15 protein-coding genes are annotated in these 17,496 nt (G+C 76.7%); 7 read left to right on the top strand and 8 right to left on the bottom strand.

Going from position 1 to position 17,496, the window contains the following annotated elements:
• Positions 1 to 70 precede the first annotated feature (70 nt).
• The gene (locus tag IE329_RS21495; RefSeq protein ID WP_190212569.1) at positions 71 to 658 is read left to right on the top strand and encodes a DUF4396 domain-containing protein; all 588 of its coding nucleotides are present in this window, start codon (positions 71 to 73) and stop codon (positions 656 to 658) included.
• 147 nt (positions 659 to 805) lie between these two features.
• Here the strand turns inward: IE329_RS21495 and IE329_RS21490 are convergent, their stop codons facing one another.
• On the bottom strand, positions 806 to 1,357 hold the full coding sequence (locus IE329_RS21490; protein WP_190212568.1) for a PadR family transcriptional regulator: 552 nt from the start codon (positions 1,355 to 1,357) through the stop codon (positions 806 to 808).
• Between the two features lie 124 nt (positions 1,358 to 1,481).
• Between IE329_RS21490 and IE329_RS21485 the strand changes: the two genes are divergently transcribed.
• On the top strand, positions 1,482 to 2,237 hold the full coding sequence (locus IE329_RS21485) for an alpha/beta fold hydrolase (RefSeq protein ID WP_190212567.1): 756 nt from the start codon (positions 1,482 to 1,484) through the stop codon (positions 2,235 to 2,237).
• Positions 2,238 to 2,264: 27 nt separating this feature from the next.
• Here the strand turns inward: IE329_RS21485 and IE329_RS21480 are convergent, their stop codons facing one another.
• The 5 genes from IE329_RS21480 to IE329_RS21460 all read right to left on the bottom strand — a co-directional run bounded on the left by IE329_RS21480 (position 2,265) and on the right by IE329_RS21460 (position 6,529).
• Complete coding sequence (locus IE329_RS21480; protein WP_190212566.1) at positions 2,265 to 3,125, bottom strand: 5-oxoprolinase subunit C family protein; 861 nt, start codon at positions 3,123 to 3,125, stop codon at positions 2,265 to 2,267.
• Complete coding sequence (gene pxpB, locus IE329_RS21475; RefSeq protein ID WP_229927631.1) at positions 3,122 to 3,700, bottom strand: 5-oxoprolinase subunit PxpB; 579 nt, start codon at positions 3,698 to 3,700, stop codon at positions 3,122 to 3,124. The genes IE329_RS21480 and pxpB overlap by 4 nt, the downstream gene beginning before the upstream one ends.
• An 89-nt stretch (positions 3,701 to 3,789) precedes the next feature.
• Positions 3,790 to 4,566 (bottom strand): LamB/YcsF family protein, encoded by a 777-nt coding sequence (locus IE329_RS21470; RefSeq protein ID WP_229913083.1) that lies wholly within the window; start codon positions 4,564 to 4,566, stop codon positions 3,790 to 3,792.
• Positions 4,567 to 4,716: 150 nt separating this feature from the next.
• A complete protein-coding gene (locus tag IE329_RS21465; RefSeq protein WP_229927630.1) occupies positions 4,717 to 5,328 on the bottom strand; it encodes a hypothetical protein in 612 nt (203 codons plus the stop codon).
• Positions 5,329 to 5,497: 169 nt separating this feature from the next.
• Positions 5,498 to 6,529: an IPT/TIG domain-containing protein gene (locus IE329_RS21460; protein WP_190212565.1), complete on the bottom strand. Its 1,032-nt coding sequence runs from the start codon at positions 6,527 to 6,529 to the stop codon at positions 5,498 to 5,500.
• A 125-nt stretch (positions 6,530 to 6,654) separates the two neighbouring features.
• Here IE329_RS21460 and IE329_RS21455 point away from each other — a divergent pair, with 125 nt between their 5' ends.
• On the top strand, positions 6,655 to 7,008 hold the full coding sequence (locus tag IE329_RS21455; protein WP_190212564.1) for a hypothetical protein: 354 nt from the start codon (positions 6,655 to 6,657) through the stop codon (positions 7,006 to 7,008).
• Here IE329_RS21455 and IE329_RS21450 read toward each other — a convergent pair.
• Positions 6,983 to 8,473 carry a pyridoxal-phosphate dependent enzyme gene (locus tag IE329_RS21450; protein ID WP_190212563.1) on the bottom strand — a complete coding sequence of 497 codons (1,491 nt, stop codon included), beginning with the start codon at positions 8,471 to 8,473 and terminating at the stop codon, positions 6,983 to 6,985. The two genes, IE329_RS21455 and IE329_RS21450, sit on opposite strands and share 26 nt — an antisense overlap.
• A 396-nt stretch (positions 8,474 to 8,869) precedes the next feature.
• Here IE329_RS21450 and IE329_RS21445 point away from each other — a divergent pair, with 396 nt between their 5' ends.
• The 4 genes from IE329_RS21445 (at position 8,870) to IE329_RS21430 (ending at position 16,998) form a co-directional block, all read left to right on the top strand.
• Positions 8,870 to 10,417, top strand: coding sequence for a hypothetical protein (locus IE329_RS21445; protein ID WP_229927629.1), 1,548 nt, complete (start codon positions 8,870 to 8,872; stop codon positions 10,415 to 10,417).
• 43 nt (positions 10,418 to 10,460) lie between these two features.
• Complete coding sequence (locus IE329_RS21440; RefSeq protein WP_190212562.1) at positions 10,461 to 11,333, top strand: hypothetical protein; 873 nt, start codon at positions 10,461 to 10,463, stop codon at positions 11,331 to 11,333.
• A 121-nt stretch (positions 11,334 to 11,454) separates the two neighbouring features.
• Positions 11,455 to 16,044 carry a coiled-coil domain-containing protein gene (locus IE329_RS21435; RefSeq protein WP_190212561.1) on the top strand — a complete coding sequence of 1,530 codons (4,590 nt, stop codon included), beginning with the start codon at positions 11,455 to 11,457 and terminating at the stop codon, positions 16,042 to 16,044.
• A gap of 162 nt (positions 16,045 to 16,206) precedes the next feature.
• Positions 16,207 to 16,998, top strand: a complete 792-nt coding sequence (locus IE329_RS21430; RefSeq protein WP_190212560.1) for a phosphodiesterase — start codon at positions 16,207 to 16,209, stop codon at positions 16,996 to 16,998.
• A 24-nt stretch (positions 16,999 to 17,022) separates the two neighbouring features.
• Here IE329_RS21430 and IE329_RS21425 read toward each other — a convergent pair whose 3' ends face one another.
• Positions 17,023 to 17,346 carry an ArsR/SmtB family transcription factor gene (locus IE329_RS21425; RefSeq protein WP_229927640.1) on the bottom strand — a complete coding sequence of 108 codons (324 nt, stop codon included), beginning with the start codon at positions 17,344 to 17,346 and terminating at the stop codon, positions 17,023 to 17,025.
• Positions 17,347 to 17,496: the final 150 nt, after the last annotated feature.

Here is a 17,496-nt window from a genome sequence, read left to right as displayed (position 1 = left end):
AACGTTGGCACCGACGAACCGCGGAACAGGCGGCGGATCGGCATCGGCATCAGTACCGGCGGAGGACGACATGGCAGACCCCGCGCACCACGCAACCGGCACCCACGGCGCCGGAGGACCTCACACCGCCCACGGCGGGCACGGCGCCCAGGGCGGCGGTCAAGCCCATGCCGGCCACAGTGCCCACGCCGGCCACGCCGGTCACGGTCCCGCCCGGGACGGCGGTTGGCGCACGGCGGTGCAGGCCACCCTGCACTGCCTCACCGGCTGCGCGATCGGTGAGGTGCTGGGCATGATCCTGGGCACGGCACTCGGCCTGCACAACGGCGCCACCGTGGTCCTGTCGGTCGCCCTGGCCTTCGTCTTCGGCTACGCGCTCACCATGCGCGGCGTGCTGCGGGCCGGCCTGCCGGTGCGCCGGGCCGTCAAGGTCGCGCTGGCCGCCGACACGGTGTCCATCCTGGTGATGGAGCTGATCGACAACACCGTGATGGTCACCGTCCCCGGTGCGATGGACGCCGGTCTCGGCAACGCGCTGTTCTGGGCCGCGCTGGCCGGCTCGCTGGCGCTCGCCTTCGTGCTGACCGTCCCGGTGAACCGCTGGATGATCGCCCGCGGCCGGGGTCACGCCGTGGTGCACGCCCATCACCGGCACTGACCCCCGGTGGCGCGTCCGGGAGTCCCCTGGCCCGACCCGACCCGGCCCGCCCGGGTCGGGTCGGACCCGTGCCGGGAGTGTCGGCCCGGGTCGGGCCGACGCGTCGGGCCCGCGCCCGGACGGCACGGCCCCGGCCGTGTGCCGGGCTCAGCCGGCCGGCCGCGCGCTCCCGGCCCCGGCGTCCAGTTCGGCGAGGGTCGATTCCAGCCAGGCCAGTTCGGCCTGGGTGGTGGTGCGGGCGATCAGGAGCAGGCCGCGCCGGAACGGGTCCTCGAACTCCTCGGCGCCGAGCGGGCGTTCGCCGTCGTAGAAGAAGCTGGCGGGCTGCTGGAGGAAGGCGAGCCGGCGGCGCAGCACGGCGGCCTGCTCGGCGGGCGCGTCCAGGTGGCGCAGGAAGGCCAGCACGGTGAACCAGCGGTTCTCGTCGCTGATGTCGAGGTCCTCGGGGGTGCGCAGGCGGTCGGCCAGGGCCGCCCGGCCGTCCTCGGTGAGGTGCAGGGTGTGCCGCGGGGCGGCGGTGGTGCCGGGCTCGGTCTCGCGGACGAGCAGCCCGTCGGCCTCCAGGCGCTTGATCGCGGGGTAGAGCGTGCCGTCGCTGATCGGCCGGACGTGGCCGGTGAGCGCGGCGAGGTGGCGCCGCAGCTCGTAGCCGTGCAGCGGCCGCTCGTGGAGGAGTCCGAGGATCGCGAGCTTCAGCATGGCTCCACTCTTCCAGATCACCGGATCCCATATATCGACTACGAGATACCTCGGCATCGATGTATGGTGCGGAGGCGGTCCCCACCACCGGACCCTCCGTCCCGCACCTGAAGGAGAGACGGCCATGCGGCACACCCCCGTGACCCCGAACGGCGACCGGCTGCGCTGGGTGGAACTCCCCGGCGCCGACCCGGCCCGGGTGTACGTCCACGGTCTCGGCGCCACCGCGCCCGCCTACTTCGCGGCCGTCGCCGCCCACCCGGTGCTGTCCGGCCGCCGCTCCCTGCTGGCCGACCTGCTCGGCTTCGGCCTCAGCGACCGCCCCACCGACTTCCCGTACACCATGGAGGCGCACGCGGACGCCCTGGCGGCCGCCCTGCGCGCCGCCGGTGTCGCCGGCGCCGAGGTGATCGGCCACAGCATGGGCGGCACCGTCGCCGTGCACCTCGCCGCCCGCCATCCGGACCTGGTCTCCGCCCTCGTCCTGGTGGACGCCAACCTCGACCCCGTGAGCCCGTCCCGCCGGTCCGGCAGCAGCGGCATCGCCACCTTCACGGAGGAGGAGTTCCTGAACGGGGGCCGGCGCGAGGTGCGGGAGTCGGTGAGCCCGTTCTGGTGGGCCACCATGCGGCTGGCCGGCCCGGAGGCGCTGCACCGCAGCGCCGTCCACCTGGCCCGGGGCAGCGTGCGCGAGCTGCTGCTGGACCTGCCGCTCCCGCGCACCTTCCTGCACCCGGCCGCGGACGGCGAGCCGGCCGGCGCCGCGCGGCTGCGGAGCGCGGGCGTGCAGGTGACCGCGGTGCCGGACTGCGGGCACAACATCATGATCGACAACCCCGAGGGCTTCGTCCGGGCGGTCGCCGGGGCGCTCGCCCACTGACGAACGGTCCGCCCCTCCGGGCGGGCTTCAGCCGCGCAGCAGCACGAAACGCAGCGGCGTGCCCGGCCGGGCCTGGGCGGCGGCCGCCAGGTCCGCGGGCGGCACCACGCCGACCACGGGGTAGCCGCCGGTGGTGGGGTGGTCGGCGAGGAAGACCACCGGGCGGCCGTCCGGCGGGACTTGGACGGCGCCCAGCACCATCCCCTCGCTCGGGAGCTCGCCGCTGCGCGCGCGGCCGACCGGCGGGCCGTCGGTCCGCAGCGCGATCCGGTTGCTGGCGGCGGCGACCCGGTACCGGTCGCGGGCCAGCCGGGCCACCGCCCCCGGTTCGAACCAGTCGGCCCGGGGGCCCAGGTGCAGGCGCAGCACCAGCCCGGCCGGGGGAGCGGGCAGCGGGACGAGTTCGGGGCGCGGCCGCAGGGCCGGCGGCGGGCCGACCGGCAGGACGGTGCCGACGGCCAGCGGCGGCGGGCCGAGGCCGGACAGCAGGTCGGCCGAGCGGCTGCCGAGCACCGGCGGGACGGCGATCCCGCCCGCGACGGCCAGATAGCTTCGGACCCCGTGGGTGGCCGGCCCGACCTCGACCAGCGCGTTCGCGGGGACGGCGACGGCGGCGCCCCAGGCGGCGGGCCGCCCGTCCACCCGGACCGGCGCGGGGGCTCCGGTGACCGCCAGCAGGACGGGCCCGAGCGTCCGCAGGGCGACCCCGCCGACGGTCGTCTCCAGTACGGCGGCGCCCGGGTCGTTGCCGGTCAGCCGGTTGGCCGCCCGCAGGGCGGGCTCGTCCAGGGCGCCGGCCCGTGGCACGCCGAGGTGGGCGACGCCGCGCCGCCCGAGGTCCTGAACCGTCGTCAGCGGCCCGGGGCGGACCACCGCCAGCGCGCTCATCCGGGCCGCACCGCGGTGAACCGCACCCGGACACCCGGCGCGAGCAGGGCGGCCGGCTCGCGCCCGGTGTCCCAGAGCGTCAGGGCGGTCCGGCCGAGCAACTGCCACCCGCCGGGGGAGGACCGCGGGTACACCCCGGTCCAGGGGCCGGCCAGCGCCACCGACCCGGCGGGCACCGCGGTGCGCGGCGTGGCCCGGCGGGGCACCTCGTACCGTTCGGGCAGGCCGGTGAGGTAGCCGAAGCCGGGTGCGAAACCGCAGAACGCCACCCGGTACAGCGGCTCGGTGTGGATCCGGACGGCCGCCTCGGGGGAGACGCCCCAGAGCGCCGCCACCTCGGCGAGGTCGGCGCCGTCGTAGACGGCCGGGACCTCCACCAGCGGGCCCTGCGGTCCGGTGCCGGCCGCCGGGCGCCAGGCCGTCAGCAGGGCGGTCAGCGCCGGGACGTCCTCGGCGCCGTCGAGCAGGACGGTCCGGGCGGCCGGCACGATCTCGGCCACCGCCGGCAGCTCCCCGGCGGCGCGCAGCGCGGACAGCCAGGCGTACAGGGCGCCGGCCTCCGCGGTGTCCGCCACCTCGGCGAGCAGGGCGCCCGGGCCGGCCCGGCGGACGGTAGGTCCCGGGCGGTCCGCGCCGCCGGGGAGCTGCCGGCGGTGGCCGGCGCTCAGCTGAACGCCTCCACCCGGATGCCGGCCGAGGCCAGCGCCCCGCGCACCCGCCAGGCGAGCTGGGCGGCGCCGGGGGTGTCCCCGTGCACGCACAGCGACCGGGCCTCGATGGCGACCGGCTCGCCGCCGATGGCGGTGACCAGGCCGTCGCGGGCCATGCCGACCGCGCGGGAGATCACGGCCTCCGGGTCGTGCACCACGGCGTCCGGGTCCCGGCGGGGGACGAGCGTGCCGGCCCAGGTGTAGGCGCGGTCGGCGAAGGCCTCGGCGACGACCGGCAGCCCGACGCCCTCCGCCACGGCGAGCAGCCGGGAGCCGGGCAGGCCGAGCACCGGCAGCGGGCCGTCGCACACCGCCCCGGCCCGCAGGATCCCGGCCACCACGGCCTCGGCCTGCTCCGAGTCGGCGACCACCCGGTTGTAGAGGGCGCCGTGCGGTTTGACGTACGAGACGCGTGAGCCGGCCGCCCGGGCGAACACCTGGAGGGCGCCGATCTGGTAGGCGATCTCGTCCGCCAGCTCCTCCGGCGGGACGTCCATCGCCCGCCGGCCGAATCCGGCCAGGTCGCGGTAGGAGACCTGGGCGCCGATCCGGACGCCGCGCTCGGCGGCCAGGGCGCAGACCCGGCGCATCGTCGACGGGTCCCCGGCGTGGAACCCGCAGGCGACGTTGGCACTGGTCACCACCGACAACAGGGCCTCGTCGTCGGTCAGTGTCCAGCGACCGAAGCCCTCCCCGAGGTCCGCATTGAGATCGATCACCGTATCGGCCACGCCCGTTCCGCCTCCCGTCAGCTCTTCAGGGCGATGGTAGGGCCTGCTCGTTACGCCGGGCGCACCTGACCCGGACGCCGGGAGGCGGCCGGGGCAGGCACTGGGGAGGTTCCCCCGGTTGGCTCAGCGGGACGCCCTCCGGCGGGCCGGTCAGGCGGTGGCGGCGGTGCCGGCGGCGCGCCGCCCGGTGCCGTGCACGGTGTCGTCACCGGTGTCGTGCCCCGCGTCCCGCCGGGTGCTGCGCCCGGCGGCGCCGCGCTCGATCGAGCGGATGCCGCGCAGCACGATCAGCAGCGGGACCACGCCGACCACACCGAACGACATGTCGACGAATCGCCAGTACAGCGGGATGCCGCGCAGCGGCCCGCAGATCAGCGCCAGCGGGATGATCGCGCCGCAGGCGATCGTCGCCCACCGGATCACCCAGACGTTGCGGACCGGGTCCTGGATCGGCCCCCAGAAGGCCACCGCGATCACCAGGTGGGCGAAGGCCAGCCAGTCGGTGCCGTAGGCGAGGAAGGGGTACCGGCGGTTGGTGTCGGCGATGCCGTCGCGGACCTGCAACAGCTTCGCCAGGAGTCCGGGGAAGTGCTCGCTGACCGGCGCGGCCGGACCGGTGGCGAGGTCGGCCAGCCAGCGGGTCTCGGTCTCCAGCGGGAAGGCGGTCAGGCCGCTGAGCACCAGGCAGACCACGAAGATCCAGAGCCAGCGGCGGACCGTGCGCAGTGCGGTCCGCTCGGTCTCGTTCGGCGTCCTGCTCATCTGCGTACCCCCAGGTGGAAGGACGGGTGACGATTCTCCTCACCCGTGCAGCGCTGACTCTAGACCTAGAATTGAACGTGTTCAACATTGCGGCGGGACGGGCCCGGACAGGCCGGTGCCCGGTCGGCGGGCGGCCGACCGGGCACCGGGGGGTGGAGAGCTTGAGACCTCAGGCGGTGTACGTGAACCGGTCGGCGGTGACCGGCGCGCTGGTGCCGCCGGGTGTCGTCACCGTCACGTCCACCGTGCCCGTCCCCGCCGGGGAGACGGCGGTGCAGGCGGTCGGGCCGCACGAGACGTGCGTCGCCGGGACGCCGCCGAACGCCACCGTGCCGTAGGTCAGGCCGGAGCCGAGGACGGTGAGGGCGGTGCCGCCGGCGGCCGGGCCACCGGTCGCGGTGCCGATCGAGGTCACCGCCGGCGCCGCCGGGACGGGCGGCGTGCCGACGTACCCGAAGGCGGCCGGTGCGTCGGCGTGCCCGCCCGGCGTGACCACGGTGACCGGCAGGCTGCCGGCGCCGGCCGGCGCCGTCACGGTGCACGAGGTGCTGGTGCAGCCACCCGTGGCGGGGCGGTCGCCGAAGAGCACGAAGCCGTTGTCGAGGGCCGTCCCGGTGACCGTCACGGCGGTGCCGCCGGCGGCCGGCCCGGTGGTGGTGTCGATGGCGGTGACGGCCGGCGCGGCCGGGGCCGCCGAGGCGATCGGGCCGACGCCGATCGCGTAGCTGCTGACGTTGTCGGACAGGTCGGCGTCGTCCCGGTTGGAGGCCGTCACCCGGATCGTCCCGGACGGGCGGACCGTGCCGTGGGTGCCCAGTTGCACCTTCATGAAGTCGCTGCGCCCGGGGCGGCGGGTGCCCACGAAGGTGGCCTCCAGCCGGCGCCGGTCCGCCGAGACGGTCTGGGTGAAGGTGAAGTCCGGCGGTACGGAGTACATCAGCGCGCCGTCGGTGGTCACGCCGGGCGGCAGCTCGACCGTCAGGTGGGTGGCGCCGGTGACGTCGGCGGTGCCCGCCGAACTCCAGGTGACGCCCATGTTGGTGTTGTCGATCGGGAAGATCGGGTAGTTGCCGCTCTGGGAGACCGCCAGGTCGGGGCCCTGCACGGGGCCCGCGGCCGAGGCGGTGGTGGCTCCGGCGGCGCTGAGGGAGGTGAGGGCCAGCGCCGCGGCGAGACCTGCCTTTGCCAGTTTGATGATCATATCGACATCATGGTGACGGCCGGAGTGACGGGCTGCCGCTTCGCGCAAGCTGGCCGGGATAGGACCTGCGCCCCCTGGGCGAAGCTCCCTAGGATGGCCGGAAGTCGTCGAACGGGGGAGAACTGATGAGGCGTCCGATCGTAGGAACCGCCGCAGCCGGACTGCTGCTGGCCCTGGCGGCCTGCCAGTCGGGGGCGGCTACCGGCAAAGTCCAGGGCACCGACGCCGAGTTGGCCTGTGCGGCCGTGCACCGGCTGCCGGATCCGATGCCCGACAGCAAGGCGGACGGCGAGCAGGCCTTCGACATCGCGCTGGCCCGGCTCGCCGGGGCCGAGGAGCTGGCCAGGGCGGCGGCCCTGGCGGACGCCAAGTTCCAGCCGCTCGCCGACGCCCTGCGAGAGGCGCAGCAGCAGATCTCCGTGACCTTCGACGCCCACCAGGCCGAACCCGCCGTCAAGAAGGCCCGGACGTACTGCTGACCGGCTCCCCGGCCACCGGCCGGGTGCCGGCGGGCGCGTCACCGGCCGCCGGCCCTCCGGCGCCCGCCCCGGCCAGCTCGGAGCGGTGGACCAGGCCGACGGCCCGCCCGTCCAGCAGCACCACCGCGGCCTCGTGCCCGGCCCCCAGCGCCGCCGAGGCGGCCCGGACGGACTCGCCGACGCCCACCGTCGGCAGCGCCGGGCCGGGCCGGTCGCCGGCCAGGTCCGCCGGGAGCGCCCGGCCCTCGGCGATCGCGCGCCCGACCGCCGCGGCCGAGAGCGAGCCCAGCACCTCGGTGGCGCTGATCCCGTACGGCCGGGCCCGCCGGGCCGTGACCACCGGCGCGACCCCGCCCGGGGCCCCGCGCAGCAGGACCAGCGCCTCGGCCAGCGAGGCGTCGGACGGGACGGTGACCAGCCGGCGGCCGGACGGGTCCGGCGCGGCGCCGAGCGCGGCCCGGACGGTCGGGCCGTCGTCCTGCGGCTCCTCCAGGAAGCCCCACCGGCGCAGCCAGTCGTCGCTGAACACCTTGGACAGGTAGGAGCGCCCCGAGTCGGGGAGGAGCACCACGACCAGGTCCTCCGGGCCGAGACCCCGGGCCAGCCGCAGGGCGGCCGCCACCGCCGTGCCCGAGGACGGGCCGGCCAGCAGCCCCTCCTCGCGGGCCAGCCGGCGGGCGGTGAGCAGCGACTCCCGGTCCGGGATCCGCTCGAAGCGGTCCACCACCTCGCGCCGGTAGGACTCCGGCCAGCGGTCCTCCGCCGTGCCGGGGTGGACGAAGTGGCCGATGCTCTCCACGAAGTACGGGCTGCCGTCCCCGCCGCCGTAGACCGACGCCTCCGGATCCGCCCCGACCACGGTGACGGCTCCGCCGGAGACCTGCTTCAGGAAGGCCCCGGTGCCGCTGATCGTGCCGCCGGTGCCGACGCCGGCCACGAAGTGCGTCACCCGCCCGCCGGTCTGCTCCCAGATCTCCGGGCCGGTGGTCCGCAGATGGGCCTCAGGATTGGCCGGATTGTCGTACTGGTTGGCGAGCCAGGCGCCGGGAATCTCCTCGGTGAGCCGCCGCACCACGTTGAACAGGTGGTCCGGGTGCTCGACCGGCAGCGCCGTCGGGGCGGTCACCACCTCCGCGCCGTAGGCCCGCAGGATGTCCGACTTCTCCCGCGCCGACCGGTCGGACACCCCGGCGATCACCCGGTAGCCGCGCCCGCGGCCGACGATCGCCAGCCCGATCCCGGTGTTGCCGGAGGTGGCCTCGACGATCGTGCCGCCGGGCCGGAGCAGGCCGTCCCGTTCGGCCGCCTCGATCATCGACAGCGCGGCGCGGTCCTTCACGCTCCCGCCGATGTTCAGGAACTCCGCCTTGGCGTACACCGGTGCGGCGATCCCGGCCCCCAGCCGGGCCAGCCGGAACAGCGGCGTCCCGCCGATCGCGTCGACGACCGATTCGTGGACCGCCATGGCGGCCTCCTTCCCTGCGGAACGGGCGGAATAGGCCCGGAGCCGGACGGAGGAGCGGACCGCACCGGCCGGGCCGTCGGCCGTCTGCCGGCCGGTGGGCCCACCGTATGCGCGGCACGGCCCGTCGCGGGGGCGAACGGGGCCGCTCGCGGGCATCGACGCGGGCGGACCGGCCCGCGGCCCCCTCCCGGCACCCGCCCGGCCCCCTCCCGGAGCCCCGTGCGGCGCGGCCGGGCCCGGTCGACGGGCCCGTCGCGGGCGCTCCGCCGCCGGCCGGCCGTCCGCCCTCCGACCGCCCCGCCGCCCGCCGCCGGACCGCCCCGCCGCAGGCCGTCCGACTCCTCCCGGAAGGCCCGTTTCGGTCGTTGTCGGTGCGAACCCCTAATCTTGTCCTCCGTGACCGCCATCGCAGACCAGCCCACCGACTACGGGCTCCGGCCGCCCGCCGGAGCCGCCCGGCCCGCGCCCGGCCCCGCCGCCGACGAGGGCCTCGCCCGCCGGCTCAAGGCGCTGGCCTGCACCGCGCCGCTGCACGACCTCGACAACCGCAAGGTGAACCTGGCCGGCGAGTACGGCGGGTACGCGATGGCGGAGGTCGGCCTGGCCGCGATCGACCTGGTCACCCTCCACATGGACTTCGACACCGGCGCCGACCGCGACATAGTGCTGGGCCGGATGCTGCCCAGGGTGGCCGCGCAGAACCCGCCCCGGCCGGCCGCCGAGCACGAGCGGGTGGCCCGCTGGGTGCTGGAGTCGCTGATCAACGTCGGCAGCGTCGACCGGGGCTTCCGGGCCGTCTACGGCACCTTCGGCCCGGACGGCGAGTACGTCCGGCGGGACTACGACTTCAAGCTGATCGAGGAGGTGCCGGGCCCCGACGGCGGCGTCTACCTGCGCACCACCGACGAGGCCGTGAACGTCCTGGTCGGGGCGCTGGACACGGACGTCACCTCGGCCCAGATCGCCGCCGAGGTCAAGCTGGAGGTGCTGATCCGCCGCGGCCGCCTCGCCGACGCCCAGCTCGCCGCCGAGCAGGCCCGCTACCGCACCGTCCAGTACGCCGAGACGCTGCGCCGGGCGCTCGACGCCACCCGCCGCAACGTCCGCGCCGTCGACTGGATGCAGGCCGTCCCCGACCTGATCGACGAGGCGCTCGACCACATCGCCGACCGCTACCGGCACGAGAACGCGATCCTCACCAACATCCGCAAGGTCCGCGACGAGAGCGAGCCGCACACCCCCGAGGGCGCCGAGCACAAGCGCCGGGCGGCCGAGCTGGTCGACATCGTCAAGGACTGCATCCGCCGCCACACCCAGCTGCAGACCCGCCTGCTGGAGGCCGGGCCGCTGTTCCGCGCCGAGCAGGACCGCCAGGCCTTCGCCTCCCCGGGCGTCCGCACCGGCATCGACCTGTACGGGCAGCTGCTCGCCCCGCTGCTGCGGCTGCCGGTCGAGCAGGCCGTCCGCCCGACCGACGCCTTCTTCGCCCGGGGCACCGGCCTGCGCACCCCGACCGCGGTCCGGGTCACCGACCTGGTCGACCTGCTGCTCACCCCGCCGGTCGAGCGCGAGCACCTCGGCGCCGAGCTCCCCGACCCCGACCTCGTCGCCACCCCCGACGACAGCCGCTTCTCGGAGGCCCAGCTGGAGGCCGCCCTGGAGCTGCTCGACCTGCCCAGCGACGCCCCGCGCCGGCTCTCCGGCCTGCTCGCCGACGCCCGCAGGCAGGACCCGGAACTCCCGTACCTGGTCGCCCTGCTCGCCGTGCACGCGGCCAGCCCCCCGGTCGGCACCGCCTACCGGCAGGGCGAGGAGCGCCTGCTCTTCGCCGTCGACGACGGCACCCCGCTGCGGGACGTCGAGTTCGGCGGCGCCGACCTGATCGTCGGCAACGCCCTGCTCGACGCCGCGGGCATGGCCGCCGACCGCAAGGACGCCGGCTGATGACGGACCGCCAGTCGCAGAACCACCCCGAGGAGCACCGCCCGTGACGACCCACCACGACGCACCCTGGGCGCCCGAGGCCGAACCCGCCCCGGCCGCGCTCACCCCGGCCGACGTCGCGGACGCCGCCCGGCTGGTCTCCTTCGGACTGCAGGCCAAGCTGCTCCCGGCGCGCGACGCCGAGTACGCCGAGCTGGTCCGCCGCCACCGGGAGGACCCGCCGTTCGCCCGGCTCGCCGACGCCGTCGCCACCGGGATGGGCCTGGTGGTGCTGGAGGTGTCCGCGCGGGCCGGCATGGCGGTCGCCGCCGCCGAGGACTCGGTGTTCGCCGTCCGGATGGGCGACTACTCGCGCCGGGCCGCCTCCGAGTCCACCGACCGGTTCCTGCACGGCCTGGCGCACCTCGCCGTCGCCGCGATGGCCTTCCCCCGCCCCGAGGACCTCGCCGACGACGGCTACCTCGGCCGGATCACCGTCAACGGCGTCGACGCCTTCGTCCGGCAGGCCTGCCGCCGGCTGGAGGAGCAGGCCGACGCCGCCGGCGACAACACCGACCCGCAGAGCGACGCCCCCGGCCTGGAGGCCGCCTGGCGGGTCTGGGCCCGGCGCACCGCCACCGGCGCCACCAAGGACGCCCGCCGGCTCTCCGGCTCGACCATCGGCATCACCGGCAAGGCGGTGCTCTTCCTGGTCGACTCCGGCTTCCTGCAGAAGACCGCCGACGACGCCGGCGGCACCTACCGCACCACCGCCCGCTACCAGCTCCAGGTGCGGGACCTCGCGGCCAGCGGTGCGATGGCCGAACTGCTGGACCTCGGGGTCGTCCCGGTCAGCGACGGCAGCGCCACCCTGCTGCCCGCCGACCACAGCGAGGAGCTGGTGGCCGACGCCGGCCTGCCCTTCCACTCGCTCTGACCCCACCGGCCCGGCAGCCGCCCGGCCCCTGCGAACCGCCCGCCCCCGGCACCTCGAAACCCGCCGTCACCCGCGAACCGCCCGCACCTCCCGATCCGCCCGCACTGGAGAACCGCCGCACATGTACGAGCTCAACCGGGTCCGCCTGTACTCCATCGGACCGGCCGGCGCCCGCTACGCCGACACGGTGCTCGACCTGCGCGGCGTCGGCGAGCCGGTCGCCGACCCCGCACCCCTGCAGCCCGGCCTCTTCGGCGAGGAGCCGGAGGGCCCGCAGCGCCGCCCCGCGCCCGCCGGCGTGCTCTTCCTGGAGAACGGCGGCGGCAAGTCCGTCCTGCTCAAGCTGATCTTCTCGGTGATGCTCCCCGGCCACCGCAACACCCTCGGCGGCGCCAGTTCCGGCGTGCTGCGCAAGTTCCTGCTCGCCGACGACTGCGGGCACGTCGCCCTGGAGTGGCAGCACACCGTCACCGGCGAGCTGATCGTGGTCGGCAAGGTCAGCGAATGGCGCGGCCGGCAGGTCTCCTCCGACCCCCGCAAGTTCGCCGAGACCTGGTACTCCTTCCGCCCCGGCCCCGGCCTCACCCTGGACTCGCTCCCCGTCGCCGAACGCGTCAGCCTGGGCGGCGACCAGCGCGCCCGAGGCCGCCGCCGCACCATGAAGGGCTTCCGCGACGCCCTCACCGAGGCCGGCAAGGCCCACCCGTACCTCGACCTCACCTTCGAGGACGGGCACGACCGCTGGACCGAACACCTCGGCGACCTCGGCCTCGACCCCGAACTGTTCCGCTACCAGCGCGAGATGAACGCCGACGAGGGCGAGGCCGCCGGCCTCTTCGCGGTCAAGCACGACTCGGACTTCACCGACCTGCTGCTGCGCGCCGTCACCGACACCCGCGACACCGACGGCCTCGCCGACCTGGTGCACGGCTTCGCCGCCAAGCTCGGCCGCCGCTCCGAACTCACCGCCGAACGCGACTTCACGGCCGGCTCGCTCGACCTGCTCCAGCGCATCGTCGACGCCACCGCCGCCCGCGAATCCGTCCGCGAGACCCACCGGGGCGCCGAGCGCCGCACCCGCCGCCTCGCCCACGCCCTCACCTCCCGCGGCGCCGCCGAACGCGACCGCGCCCAGGACCTCGCCGTCGAGGTCGCCGCCGCCGCGAGCGCCGTCACCGCCGCCGAGAGCGACCGCACCCGGCACAGCCTGATCACCGCCGAACTGACCCACCGGCACGCCACCCTCGGGCTCGCCGCCGCCACCACCGAGGCCGCCGCCCTGCGCCGCGAACTCATCGAGGCCCGCACCCTGCACTCCGCCTGGCAGGCCGCCGAGGCGGTGCTGCGCCACCGCGCCGCCGCCGACCGCGCGGCCCGGGTCGCCGCCGCCATCCGCGAGGCCGAACTCGACGCCGCCCCCGCCCTCGCCGCCCGGGCCCGCGCCGCCGGCGCCCTCGCCCGCGCCCTGGAGAGCGCCGCCCTCGCCGCCGAGGAGCGCGCCGACCAGGAGGAGCTGCGGGCCGGCGAGCTCCAGGACGACGGCGCCAAGGCGCAGGCCGCCGCGACCGCCGCCGCCACCGCCGCCCAGAAGGCCCGCAGCGAGGTCGACCACCTGCGCCAGCGCCTCGCCGAGGTCGAGCAGGAGACCCAGGCCGCCGTCGCCTCCGGCTGGATCGACGCGGACACCGACACGATGGCCGACGGCGAGGCCGACCCGGCCCGCGCCGCCCTGAACGCCGCCGACGCCGAGAAGGCCGCCACCGCCGCCCTGGCCAAGGCCAGGACGGCCGCCGAGCAGGCCGCCGCGCTGGTCCGCGAGACGGCCGCCGCCGAGGCCCGCGCCGACCTCGCCGCCTCCCGGGCCGGCGACGCCCGCAAGGCCGCCGCCGCCGCGCTCGCCACCGAGCGCCGCACCGCCGCCCTGCTCGCCGCCGAACCCCGGCTCGCCGAGCTGCTCTCCCTGCAGCCCTACCAGGAGGGCGCCGAGGAGGCCGACGGCTTCCTCACCCCCGCCGTCCTGGACCGCTCCGCCGAGGCGCTGCGCGAGCTGCTCGACCAGTCCGTCGCCACCGCCGAACGCACCCTGTTCGACCTGCGCACCGCCGCCGCCGACGACTCCCGGATCCTCGCCGCCCTCGGCGACGGCGGGCTGCTGCCGCCCGGCCCGGACGTCCTCGCCACCGTCGAGTTCCTGGCCGAGCACGGCGTCCCGGCGCTGCCCGGCTGGCGCTACCTGGCCCAGTCCGTCGACCCGGCCGACCACGACGACATCCTCGCCGCCCGCCCCGAACTCGTCGACGGCGTCGTCGTCACCGACCCGGGCGCCCTCGACCGCGCCCGCGAGGCCCTGCAGGCCGCCGCCCTGCTGCCGCGCTCCACCGTCGCCGTCGGCACCGCCGCCGCGCTGATCGCCCCGATCACCGGCGAGCCGGCCTTCTTCCTGGTGCCGCCGAACCCCGCCATGCACGACGAGAGCGCGGCCGACGGCGAGCGCCGCGAACTGCGCGCCCGCGCCACCGCCCGCGAGGAGCACATCCGCGAACTCGCCGCCCGCCTCGGCGGCGACCGCGCGCTGGCCGCCCGCCTGGCCTCCTGGCACGCCCAGTGCCCGCCCGGCACCCTCGCCGAACTCGCGGCCGCCGCCGAGGAGTCCGCCTTCAGGGCCGAGGCCGCCGCCGCCGAACTCGCCACCCTGCGCGCCGAGCACGCCGAGGCCGAGAACGACCACGCGGCCGCCGCCGCCACCCACGAGGAGCACCGCGAGGCCGCCCAGCGGACCCGCCGCCGCGCCGACGCGCTGTCCGGCCTCGCCTTCCGGCTGCGCGAACGCGCCAACTGGACCAGGAGCCTGCGCGAACTCGCCGAGGACGCCACCGAGTGCGACCGCCGCCAGGCCGTCTGCGCCGAGCGCGCCCGCACCTGCGACGAGGACCGCCGCGCCGCCCAGCGCGCCGCCGACGACGCCCGCCGCACCACCCGCACCCTGCGCGCCGAACGCGCCGAACTCTCCACCACCGACGCCGCCGAGGCCGGCGACCGCGCCGACCGCGCGCCCGCCTCGCTGCCCGCGCTGCGCGAGGCCTACCGCGCCGCCTCCCAGCTGTACGAGAAGGTCGGCGTCGGCGCCGACCTGCGCGCCGAGCAGGCCCGCGCCGAGAGCGACGAGGCCGCCTCCGCCAAGGAACTCGACCGCCTCACCAACAAGGTCCGCACCCGCGCCGAGGAGCTGCTCGCCAGCCCCGACGGCGCCGACGGCCCGGCCCGGCAGGCCGCCGCCGCCCGCGCCGAGGAGCTGGTCGCCACCATCGAGGCCCGCTCCGCCACCGCCAGCGAGCAGCTCGGCCGCCTGCGCGGCGAGGCCGAACGCTCCGCCCCCGCCACCGGCGAGGCCCACACCGAGCTGCCCGAGGACCTCGTCCCCACCGACCCCGAGCACGCCCAGACGCTGCTGCGCACCGCCACCACCCGCCTCGCCGAGCGCCGCGAGCGGCTGGAGAGCGCCCGCACCGGACTCGCCGACCTGCAGCGCACCCACCAGGCCTCGCAGACCGGAGCCGCCGACTTCGAGGAGGCCGCCGCCCAGCTCCGGGACGGCCTGCGCGAGCACCCGGACGAGCCCGAGCAGCACGCCGAGCCCTACCTCGGCAGCCTCGCCGAGGCCCGCGCCGCCGCCGCCGAGACCCGCCGGACGCTGCGCACCGCCGCCACCGAGCTGTCCGCCGCCGAACTCGCCGTCCGCGACGCCTCGGACGGCCTGATCCGGCACGCCAACGCCGCCCGCTACGAGGCCGTCCGCACCCCGGCCCGCCAGCAGATCCGCGAGCTGCCCGCGGCCGCCCTGCCCGACCACGCCGCCGCCTGGGCCACCGCCTTCGCGCCCCGCCTGCGGGTGCTCACCGACGAGCTGCAGCAGCTGGAGCGCAACCGCGGCAGCATCGTCGACCGGCTGCGCGGCCTGGTCGAGAGCGCCCTCGCCACCCTGCGCGCCGCCCAGCGGCTCTCCCGGCTGCCCGAGGGCCTGGGGGAGTGGTCCGGCCAGGAGTTCCTCCGGATCCGCTTCGAGGACCCGGACCAGAGCGTCCTGGCCGAGCGCCTCGGCGAGGTCATCGACGAGGCCACCAGCGCCGCCGTCCGCAAGAACAGCGACCTGCGCCGGGACGGCATGTCCCTGCTGCTGCGCGGCGTCGCGGCCGCGATCGGCCCCAAGGGCGTCAGCGTCGAGATCCTCAAGCCGGACGCGGTGCTGCGCGCCGAGCGGGTCAGCGTCGGCCAGATGTCCGACGTCTTCTCCGGCGGCCAGCTGCTCACCGCCGCCATCGCGCTCTACTGCACGATGGCCGCGCTGCGCGCCAACGACCGGGGCCAGTCGCAGCTGCGGCACGCCGGGACGCTCTTCCTGGACAACCCGATCGGCCGGGCCAACGCGACGTACCTGCTGGAGCTCCAGCGGGCGGTGGCGGACGCGCTCGGCGTCCAGCTGATCTACACCACCGGCCTGTTCGACACCACGGCGCTGGCCGAGTTCCCGCTGGTGATCCGGCTGCGCAACGACGCCGACCTGCGGGCCGGGCTGAAGTACATCTCGGTCGAGGAGCACCTGCGTCCCGGCCTGCCCGCCCCGCAGGACCCGGACGGCCCCGCCATCCACGGCGAGATCACCGCCACCCGGATGTTCAAGCGCCCGGCCGAGGTTCCGGCCTCCCCGTCCTGACCACCGCCGTCGGCCGCGCTGCCCGTCGGCCGCCCTGTCCGCCGCCTCGCCGGCCGCCGGTCTCCAGCGGGCGTGCCGTGCCGTGCGGGGCGGCCGGCGGGCAGGGCCCCGTGCCTCCCGGACGCCTTCCCGGGATCCGCGTCCCGTCCTAGGGTGGCGGCCATGCTGACCATCGCTCACCTCAGCGACATCCACATCGGCCAGGAGCGGGCGGGACGGCTCGGCCGCCGGGACGGCGGAGCCATGGCGCTCGTCCGGGCCGAACGCGTCATGGAGTACCTGAACGGCCTGCCGGGGCCGCTCGACGCCGTCCTGGTGACCGGCGACATCGCCGACCACGGCACTCCGGCCGAGTACGAGAAGGCGGCGAAGCTGCTGGTCTCGCCGCACCCGGTGCTGACCTGCCCGGGCAACCACGACCGGCGGGCCGCCTTCCGGCGGGGCCTGCTCGGCCCGGCGGCCGGCGACGACGGCCAGGACCCGGACCGGCCGGTCAACCAGGTCCGCCGGCTCCCCGGCGTGACCTTCCTGCTCTGCGACTCCTCGATCCCGGGCCGGGACGACGGCCTGCTGGACGACGGGACCCTCGACTGGCTGGACCGGACGCTGGGCGAGGGCCCGCAGGACGAGCCGGCCCTGGTGGCCTTCCACCACCCGCCGGTGGCGCTGCACCTGCCGTGGGTGGACCGGATCCGGCAGCAGGGCGAGGAGCGGCTGGCGGAGGTGCTGTCCCGCCATGCGAGGGTCGCCGCACTGCTCTGCGGGCACGCCCACACCGGGGCCGCGACCACCTTCGCCGGCCGGCCGCTGCTGGTGGCGCCCGGTGTGGTCTCCACCGTGACGCTGCCCTGCGAGGGCGGCAGCGGGATCGCGTTCGACCAGCCGCCGATGGTCGCCTTCCACGTGCTGGACGACGCGAACCGGCTCACCACGCACTACCGGGTGGTGGTCTGACGCCGTTCCGGCGGCCGGGCGCGGTCAGGCCGGCGGCGGGCCCGCCGGCTGCCGGCCGACCGCGGCCAGCACGCTGTCCAGCAGCCCGGGGAAGAGCGCGGCGAGGTCCTCCCGCCGCAGGGCGCTCATCCGTGAGGTCCCGCGCCGGTGCTGGCGGATCACCCCGGCCTCGCGCAGCACCCGGAAGTGATGCGTACTGGTGGACTTGGTGACCGGCAGGCCGAAGGCGATGCAGGACATCTCGCTGTGGCCGGCGGCGAGTTCGCCGACGATCCGCAGCCGGACCGGGTCGGCGAGGGCGTGCAGGACGGCCTCCAGCCGGATCTCGTCGAGCGCCGGCTCGGGCAGCGCCGGGGAGGGTGCCGCGGTCGGCCCGTCGGCGACGGCGGTACCCGTCGTCGGTGCGGGAGCGTCGGCCCGGGGCGCGGTGGTCTCCGTCGTCGGTGCGGGGGCGGGCCGTTCTCGGGTCGGCAGCTCGGTTCCTCCGGTCATGCGGCC

Source organism: Kitasatospora indigofera (assembly GCF_014655955.1).
Classification (GTDB): Bacteria; Actinomycetota; Actinomycetes; order Streptomycetales; family Streptomycetaceae; genus Kitasatospora; species Kitasatospora indigofera.
The sequence above is the reverse complement of the archived record's forward strand: the minus strand, read 5'-3'. Positions and strand labels throughout refer to the sequence as shown.

What these genes read in the sequence shown, in the direction of transcription:
- IE329_RS21460 (WP_190212565.1), bottom strand. Translation starts at nt 6,529, where the DNA reads ATGATCATCAAACTGGCAAAGGCAGGTCTCGCCGCGGCGCTGGCCCTC.
- IE329_RS21430 (WP_190212560.1), top strand. Translation starts at nt 16,207, where the DNA reads ATGCTGACCATCGCTCACCTCAGCGACATCCACATCGGCCAGGAGCGG.
- IE329_RS21485 (WP_190212567.1), top strand. Translation starts at nt 1,482, where the DNA reads ATGCGGCACACCCCCGTGACCCCGAACGGCGACCGGCTGCGCTGGGTG.
- IE329_RS21495 (WP_190212569.1), top strand. Translation starts at nt 71, where the DNA reads ATGGCAGACCCCGCGCACCACGCAACCGGCACCCACGGCGCCGGAGGA.
- IE329_RS21450 (WP_190212563.1), bottom strand. Translation starts at nt 8,473, where the DNA reads ATGGCGGTCCACGAATCGGTCGTCGACGCGATCGGCGGGACGCCGCTG.
- IE329_RS21435 (WP_190212561.1), top strand. Translation starts at nt 11,455, where the DNA reads ATGTACGAGCTCAACCGGGTCCGCCTGTACTCCATCGGACCGGCCGGC.
- IE329_RS21465 (WP_229927630.1), bottom strand. Translation starts at nt 5,328, where the DNA reads ATGAGCAGGACGCCGAACGAGACCGAGCGGACCGCACTGCGCACGGTC.
- IE329_RS21480 (WP_190212566.1), bottom strand. Translation starts at nt 3,125, where the DNA reads ATGAGCGCGCTGGCGGTGGTCCGCCCCGGGCCGCTGACGACGGTTCAG.
- IE329_RS21490 (WP_190212568.1), bottom strand. Translation starts at nt 1,357, where the DNA reads ATGCTGAAGCTCGCGATCCTCGGACTCCTCCACGAGCGGCCGCTGCAC.
- IE329_RS21455 (WP_190212564.1), top strand. Translation starts at nt 6,655, where the DNA reads ATGAGGCGTCCGATCGTAGGAACCGCCGCAGCCGGACTGCTGCTGGCC.